Raw genomic sequence first — 5,746 nt, forward strand, 5'->3', positions numbered from 1 at the left:
TAACGGGCAACGCTCTCTCACTGCCGCCCCTAGACTTACACTCCATGAGCCACACACCGTCCGGAAATCCGGCCAAGCCGGCCAAGCGGTCCACCATCCTCGACGTGGCCGCTGCCGCGGGGGTGTCGCGCCAAACTGTGACTCGGGCAATGAATGGCATGCCCGGGATTAAGGAATCCACACGCCAACGGGTGCGGCAGTTGGCCCAGGAACTTGGCTACACTCCGAGCCGTTTCGCGAAAGGCCTGGTCCAGGGAGCAAGGACTTCGGTGGGCCTGGCGATCCCCGATCTCACGAACCCGTATTTCCCGGCCTTTGCCTCAAGCGTCGTGGAACTGGCCACCCTCCGCGGTTGGCACGTTGTGGTCGACGACTACGGGCACGGCGGCCGCAGCGGCTTGGACGCCGTTGAGCATTTGGCGCCCCACGTGGATGCCGTTATTGGCTACCTCGGCGGTTACGCGCAGCAGGCGCAGGCAGCCCTTGGCCGTCGCCCCCTCATAGTCCTGGACGAGTCCCCTGACGATGCGGCAGGGAGCATCAACTTCGACTACGACCACGCTGCCAGGCTTGCCGTTGATCAGCTGGTGCACGCGAACCGGAGGAGCATCGCCTACCTGGAGGCAGGATCCGCAACCGGCGCAGCAAGCCAACTCCCGAGCACCGTCCGTGGGAAGGCCGTGGCCGGACGGCTGGAAGGCCTCGGGACGTCATGGTCCTTGCTTGTCGCCGAGGAAACGGCGGAGGCAGCCAAAGCGGCAGTGGCTGGCTTTCTCCGGGAACGTCCGGAGACGGACGGGATCCTTGTCTTCAACGATCTGATGGCCGCCGGCGTCCTCAAAGCACTCTCTGATGCAGGGCGCATGGTCCCCGAGGACTGCGCAGTGATCGGCATGGACGGTATCCCGCTGGGAGTGCTCTTAACTCCCCAGCTCACCACCATGGCACTGGACCTGCGGGAAATGGGCCGGGCCGCCGTCGAACTTCTTGACGGTTTGCTGACGGGAACCGTCAGTCCCGGATCAGAGGCGTCACGACTCACCCTAAAACATCGGCTGGTCCTCCGGGAAACAGCCTGATCCATCCGGGCTCCGTTACTCGTGAAGCCAATATGAGTCCAAGTGCCCTTTCGGCCGCACGACTGGGGCGCCAAGCTGGGACAGGACCGGTGCGCAGTCACTTGCGTGCCGCGGACCCGCGCTCGAGCCGCACATAGACGGCGCGGCGCCGATTAGTGGACGGGAGCAGGAATGGGACGGCTGGACGGCAAGGTAGGCCTCATCAGCGGCGGGTCGCGAGGAATTGGAGCAGCGATAGCCGAACGGATGCTTCAAGAAGGCGCCAAGGTGATAGTCGGCGATGTCCTGGACCAAGAAGGAGCTGAGCTGGCAGCCAGTCTGGGCAACGATGTCCGCTTCGTCCGCCTCGACGTGACGAGCCCCGCGGACTGGCAGCAGGCCGTCCATGCAGCTGTCACCGAATTCGGCAGTCTGAGCGTGCTGGTCAACAACGCCGGCATCGTCAACTTTGGCCGGATCGAGGAGTACCCCCATGAAGAGTGGGCCAGGATCATCGACGTCAACCTGACCGGCGTCTTCAACGGCATCAAGGCAGCAGCTTCTGCCCTGGCGCTTGCCGGATCCGCCTCGATCATCAACATCTCGTCCATTGCCGGCGTACGGGGCTACGAAAGCCTGTCCGGCTACACAGCATCCAAGTGGGGTGTGCGCGGATTGACGAAGAGCGCTGCCTTGGACCTCGGAATATCCGGAACACGCGTGAACTCGGTGCACCCGGGCGTTATTGAGACGCCCATGACGGCGGGCATGACGTTCGACGTCGGACACGTGCCGCTGCACCGGATCGGCCAGCCCCGGGAGGTTGCCGATCTCGTGGTGTACCTGGCGTCGGATGAATCCTCCTTCGTCACTGGTTCCGAATTCGTGATCGACGGCGGCGAAACCGCCGGGACTGTATCGCCGCCTCCCGGAGGTCCGGCCGGCTGAACGCCCTTTTCAAACACGGTGAGTCCGCGTACGATCGACTGGACCGTGAACGTTCACGCAATGGCGAACTCGCAGTTGCGGTGCGCATTCGGTACAGCAATCGACCCCAACCCGAGGAACGTCATGCCCGATGAGTCCACCGCCGTCAGCCCCGCCTCTGCAGCAGGTCCAGGTGACGCCGCCGACACCGCGGAGGCGCGCCGCACCGACGCCGCCGACGCTGTGACGGGCCAGACGGCGCCGGCTGCGGGGCGGACGCTCGACGTGTCCGCCACGCAGATCGCTGACCTCGCTTCGGTGGCACCGCCGAAGGGCACGATGCCTGCGCGGGCGTACCTTGACAGCAATGCTCCGCGGTTGTCGCTGAACGGCGTGTGGAAGTTCAGGCTTCATCCCGGCATCCGACACGCGCCGCAGGACGGCTGGCAGGCTGGTGGTGACCGCCCGGACTTCGGGGACCTGCCGGTGCCGTCCAGCTGGCCCATGCACGGCCACGGATCGCCCTGGTACACGAATGTCCAGTTCCCGTTCGCCGTGGAACCGCCGCACGCACCGGACGCCAACCCCGTCGGCGACCTCTTCGTCGAATTCGAGGCAGGCCCGGAGTTCTTAACCTCGTCCCTGCTTCGCTTCGACGGCATCGAGTCGGCAGGAACGGTGTGGCTGAACGGCACCTTGCTGGGGACCACGCGCGGCAGCCGCCTCGCGCACGAATTCGACGTGACGGGCGTGCTGGTGCAGGGGAGGAACGTGCTGGCAGTCCAGGTGGCACAGTTCTCGGCAGCCAGCTACGTCGAGGACCAGGACATGTGGTGGCTCCCCGGCATCTTCCGGGACGTGACGCTACAGGCGCGCCCGTCGGAGGGCATCGACGACGTCTTTGTCCATGCGGACTTCGATCATCACAGCGGCGAAGGCGTCCTGCGCGTCGAGGCGAGCCGGGCAGGCGAGCCGGTTGCCGCCGTCGTGCGCGTCCCGGAACTGGGGCTGGAACTGCCCGCCGGTAAGGCGCATCGCCTCCCGGATGCCTCGCCGTGGTCGGCAGAATTGCCGCGGCTGTATGAGGCAACGGTCAGCACCGCAGGCGAAACGGTCTCGGTGCAGTTCGGCTTCCGCACCATCAGCATCGAGGATGCCCAGTTCAAAGTGAACGGGCAGCGGATCCTGCTCCGCGGCGTCAACCGCCACGAACACCATCCCAAGCTGGGCCGCGTGGTGCCGAGGGAGGTCATGGAGAGCGAGCTGCGGCTCATGAAACAGCACAACATCAATGCCGTCCGGACCTCGCACTACCCGCCGCATCCGGACTTCCTGGCGCTGGCGGACCAGCTTGGCTTCTACGTTGTCCTTGAATGCGATCTGGAAACGCACGGTTTCGAAGAGGGCGGCTGGGAGCAGAATCCCAGCGCGGATCCGCAGTGGCAGCCGGCCCTCCTGGACCGGATGACCCGGACGGTGGAACGCGACAAGAACCACGCGTCGGTGATCATGTGGTCCCTGGGCAACGAGGCAGGGACGGGCGGGAACCTGGCGGCCATGTCCCGCTGGACCAAACTCCGCGACCCGTCCAGGCCCATCCACTACGAGGGCGACTGGAGCTCGGCTTACGTTGACGTCTACTCGCGGATGTACGCCAGCCAGGCGGAGACGGCACTCATAGGCCAGGGTGTGGAACCTGCCCTGGATGATGCCGACCTTGATGCGCGGCGGCGTGCCATGCCCTTCGTTCTGTGCGAGTACGTCCACGCCATGGGCAACGGGCCGGGGGGCATGTCCGAGTACCAGGATCTTTTCCACCGCTACCCGCGCCTGATGGGCGGCTTTGTGTGGGAGTGGCTGGAACACGGCATCACCCGAACGGGCCCTGACGGCCAGGAATTCTTTGTCTACGGCGGAGACTTCGGCGAGGAAGTCCACGACGGCAACTTCGTCACGGACGGGCTGGTGGATGCCAACCGTGTCCCCCGGCCGGGCCTCCTGGATTTCAAGAAGGTCATCGAGCCCATATCCATTGTGGTGGCAGCTGACTGGTCCGCGTTCACGCTCACCAACCGCTTCGATTTCGCTGACACTTCCGCGCTGGAGTTCCGGTACCGGGTGGAGGCCGACGGCGGGACGGTCGACGGCGGCCTGGTTGACGTTGCGCCCGTGGCGCCGCGGGAATCAGCCGACGTGCGGTTGCCGGCGGAGCTACTCAGGCGTGCGGGGCAGACGACGGCGGTACTGACGGTCAGTGCCGTCCTCAAGGAAGACTCCGCCTGGGCCGGCGCGGGCCACGAAGTTGCCTGGGGCCAGGAATCAGCAAGTGTGCGTGTGGTGCAGAGGCCCGCGGCCACTGCCGGCGTCGAGGTGGATGCTGACCACCTTCGTCTGGGGCCGGCCGTTTTCGATGGGACCACGGGTCAGCTCGTCCGGCTTGGCGGCACTGCCGTCGAGGGACTCCGGCTCCTGCTGTGGCGCGCACCCACGGATAACGACCTCGGCGCCGAATGGGGGAGCGCGGATCCCCGTCCCGCGGCTGCGCAGTGGCTGGACGCCGGGCTCAACCGGATGCACGCCCGGCTGCTCGGCATCGCCGCGCGCCCCACGGGAAACGGCGGGGAGGAGCTTGTGGTGCGGACACGGGTTGGCGCTGCCGGCAAGCAGTTTGGTGTGCTCACTGAATACATCTGGGCCAGCGACGGAAACAGCGTCAGCCTGCGGACAACGGTCAAGCCGGACGGTCCGTGGATCAACTCAGGCTGGCCAGTTTTGTGGGCGCGGATAGGCGTGGAACTCGTGCTGGGCTCACCAACTGAATCCGTGCAGTGGTTCGGCCAGGGGCCGCATCACAGTTATCCGGATACAGGCCAGGGCACACGGCTTGGCTGGCACGAACTGACCGTGAAGGAGATGGACGTGGAATACGTCCGGCCGCAGGAGTCCGGCGCCCGGTCCGGCGTGCATTCGGCAGCCTTGAAGCTCGACGCCGGCCGGCTCACCGTCAGCGGTGAACCGTTTGCACTTACCGTGCGCCCGTACAGCCTGGAGGTGCTGGACGCCGCGACCCATCAGCCCGACCTGGTTCCGGATGGCCGCAGCTACGTGTACCTCGATCACGCAGTGCATGGTGTCGGAACTGCGGCTTGCGGTCCGGGAGTCCTGGAGGGCTATCGGCTGGAACCGCGGGAGGCAGACTTCGCGTTCGTATTCGCTGTGACTCAGTCCACATAAGCGGGTTTGGCCTGCAGGGGCCTCGTCCGGCGGCGGGGAGGGCCTAAAAACATTGGAATTCCGGGGTTTTTGGGTCTTTCCTTGCTGTTTGGGGGTGGATTTGTGTGGGGTGCTGTGGGCGTGTAAAGTAATTCGAGTCGCCGCCGCTGATGCGGAAAGATAGCGACCGACCCCCTTCTGAATGGCCTGAAAAACGGCGCTTTTATGGCGTGCGGAAACCGGGCGGGGATCCTTCCTGTGGTGCTTGTGGTTGGCGGTAACGCCGGTTTGCAAAGCGGTCCGGGATCGGGTAAGTTTGGGAAGTTGCTCCGGAGCGAGCTGCGACTGGCTGGATGTTGGTTGTGGTGGTGCCGGGTGTGTCTGTTGTTTGAGAACTCAATAGTGTGCCAAGTTTGTTGATACCAATTTATTATTAATTGGTTGAATTGACTGGATTATGCCACCCCGTGGTGTGGTCTGGTTTTTACAGCTGGTTTCAAATTTGCTGTCTGGTTGCCGCGTTTTCCCGTGGTTTCCGGGTGGTTTTC

Annotated in this window: 3 protein-coding genes; all 3 read left to right on the forward strand. The window is 64.8% G+C overall.

Annotation, left to right across the window (positions count from 1 at the left end; translation table 11 throughout):
- Positions 1 to 44 precede the first annotated feature (44 nt).
- The 3 genes from WMN78_RS16050 to WMN78_RS16060 all read left to right on the forward strand — a co-directional run bounded on the left by WMN78_RS16050 (position 45) and on the right by WMN78_RS16060 (position 5,219).
- The gene (locus tag WMN78_RS16050) at positions 45 to 1,079 is read left to right on the forward strand and encodes a LacI family DNA-binding transcriptional regulator (protein WP_340534726.1); all 1,035 of its coding nucleotides are present in this window, start codon (positions 45 to 47) and stop codon (positions 1,077 to 1,079) included.
- A gap of 171 nt (positions 1,080 to 1,250) precedes the next feature.
- On the forward strand, positions 1,251 to 2,006 hold the full coding sequence (locus tag WMN78_RS16055) for a glucose 1-dehydrogenase (protein ID WP_340534727.1): 756 nt from the start codon (positions 1,251 to 1,253) through the stop codon (positions 2,004 to 2,006).
- Between the two features lie 318 nt (positions 2,007 to 2,324).
- Complete coding sequence (locus WMN78_RS16060) at positions 2,325 to 5,219, forward strand: glycoside hydrolase family 2 TIM barrel-domain containing protein (protein ID WP_425341163.1); 2,895 nt, start codon at positions 2,325 to 2,327, stop codon at positions 5,217 to 5,219.
- The last annotated feature ends 527 nt before the right edge of the window (positions 5,220 to 5,746 follow it).

Origin of the sequence: Arthrobacter oryzae (genome assembly GCF_037911235.1) — a bacterium.
Classification (GTDB): domain Bacteria; phylum Actinomycetota; class Actinomycetes; order Actinomycetales; family Micrococcaceae; genus Arthrobacter; species Arthrobacter oryzae_E.